The 1,955-nt window shown below is 31.8% G+C and carries 2 protein-coding genes and 1 pseudogene; all 3 read left to right on the forward strand.

What is annotated here, in order from left to right; all coding sequences use genetic code 11:
* The coding region (locus QQS35_RS08650; protein WP_285931579.1) for a hypothetical protein at window positions 1-552 on the forward strand (552 nt) is incomplete at its 5' end.
* A 267-nt stretch (window positions 553-819) separates the two neighbouring features.
* Window positions 820-1,455, forward strand: coding sequence for a hypothetical protein (locus QQS35_RS08655; protein WP_285931581.1), 636 nt, complete (start codon window positions 820-822; stop codon window positions 1,453-1,455).
* 270 nt (window positions 1,456-1,725) lie between these two features.
* A pseudogene (locus QQS35_RS08660) lies at window positions 1,726-1,955 on the forward strand (hypothetical protein); the annotation flags it as partial.

The following is a 1,955-nucleotide window of genomic DNA, read 5'->3' on the forward strand; positions in this document are numbered from 1 at the left end:
AAAGCATTTCAAGATGAATTTACGCGCGAGTTTATGGACTCAACTGAAGAAGTAAAGGATGGCTATTATTTATTTCGTTCGAAAACAGATGGGTACACGACGTTGTTTCCGGAAAATGCAGAAATATCAAAGATGTTTTATGAAAGAAATAATGATCACTTTGAGAACCTAACTTTTGTAGATTATAGTAGGGAAGAAAATTACAATTATACATATGATGTTACGTATTCACCACACAGAGAAAAAGGAGTTGAGATAAGTTTAAGAGGATTATCCAGAAGAGCCGGGTATGACGGAGAATATGCAAAAATTGAAGAAGAGAATACTCGAATTTACTTTGCAAAAGAAAAAGAGGTATTAGAGGATGAAGACCGTAAAAGAACAGTATATAGTTTCTTTAGTTATATAGTGCCAAAAGGTGGGAGTGTTGGTATAGAATATAATTATTCTTCTTATTGTTATGATGAAAACAACTGTAAAATAGATCCGAAAAAAGAAGAAGAGAAGGCGTTGACGCTTATGAAGTCATTTCATTTTATAGAGAATGAATGATTAAAAATATCGACTTAGAACGCTGTAGTGTACTTAAATTTTAACAATTACTGTAATCCTCTTTTGCATTTAATTATTCACTTCCATCACGCCTCTTAAAAAACTCCTAAGTATAAGTAGTACTTTACGTTCACTAATTAATATAAACTTGTTCCTTTCTGTAGTACATAATGTTTATTTTATTATTCCTTTTCAATAACTATTGATAAGACATAGAAAAATATGGTAATAATAAAAAGTTAATGGAAATGAAAGGGGTATAACTAAATGAAAATACAGCAAATTCTTCCCCTGATCATCATTTTGGTAATACTAGGAGGATGTCAGTTGAAAGAAGAACAATTACCTGAAACGAAAGCATTTCAAGATGAATATACGAGGGAGTTTATGGATTCGGTTGAAGAAGTGAAAGATGGTTATTATTTATTTCGTTCCAAAACAGAGGGGTATACGATGTTGTTTCCAGAAAATGCAGAAGTATCAAAGATGTTTTATGAAAGAAACAAGGATTTTTTTGAAAACCTAACTTTTGTAGATTATAGTAGGGAAGAAAATTACAATCATAGATCTGATGTGATGTATTCTCCCTACGGGGAAAAAGACATTGATATTAACTTGGAGAGCTTATCTACTAAAGGTGGGTATAGTGGAGACTATCAAGAAATTGAAGAAAAGAATACTCGCATTTACTTTGCAAAAGAGCAAAAGATGTACGAGGAAGAAGGTCGTAAAAGAACAGTATATAGTTTCTTTAGTTATATAGTACCAAAAGGGGGAAGTGTTGGCATAGAGTATATTTATTCTTCTTTCTGTTATGATGAGGAAACATGTAACATAGACCCGGAAGTAGAAGAAGACAAGGCGTTGATGCTTATGAAGTCGGTTCAATTTAATACAGATTAATGATTGAATATAGCGATTTAGAACGCTGTTGTATGCTTAAATCTTAACAATTACTCTAATCCTCTTTTGCATTTAATTATTCACTTCCAACACGCCTCTTAAAAAACTCCCAAGTATAAGTAGTACTTTACGTTCACTAATCAATATAAACTTGTTCCTTTCTGTAGTACATAATCTTTATTTTATTATTCCTTTTCAATAACTATTGATAAGACATAGAAAAATATGGTAATAGTAAGAAGTTAATGTAAATGAAAGGGGTATAACTTAATGAAAATAAAGCAAATTCTTCCCCTGGTCATCATTTTGGTAATACTAGGAGGATGTCAGTTGAAAGAAGCACAATTACCTGAAACAAAAGCATTTCAAGATGAATTTACGCGCGAGTTTATGGATTCAACGGAAGAAGTAAAAGATGGCTATTATTTATTTCGTTCGAAGACAGATGGGTATACGATGTTGTTTCCGGAAAATGCTGAAATGGATAGTGGGGGATTTTA

It is taken from the genome of Aquibacillus rhizosphaerae (assembly GCF_030282825.1).
In the GTDB taxonomy this organism is placed as follows: Bacteria; Bacillota; Bacilli; order Bacillales; family Amphibacillaceae; genus Aquibacillus_C; species Aquibacillus_C rhizosphaerae.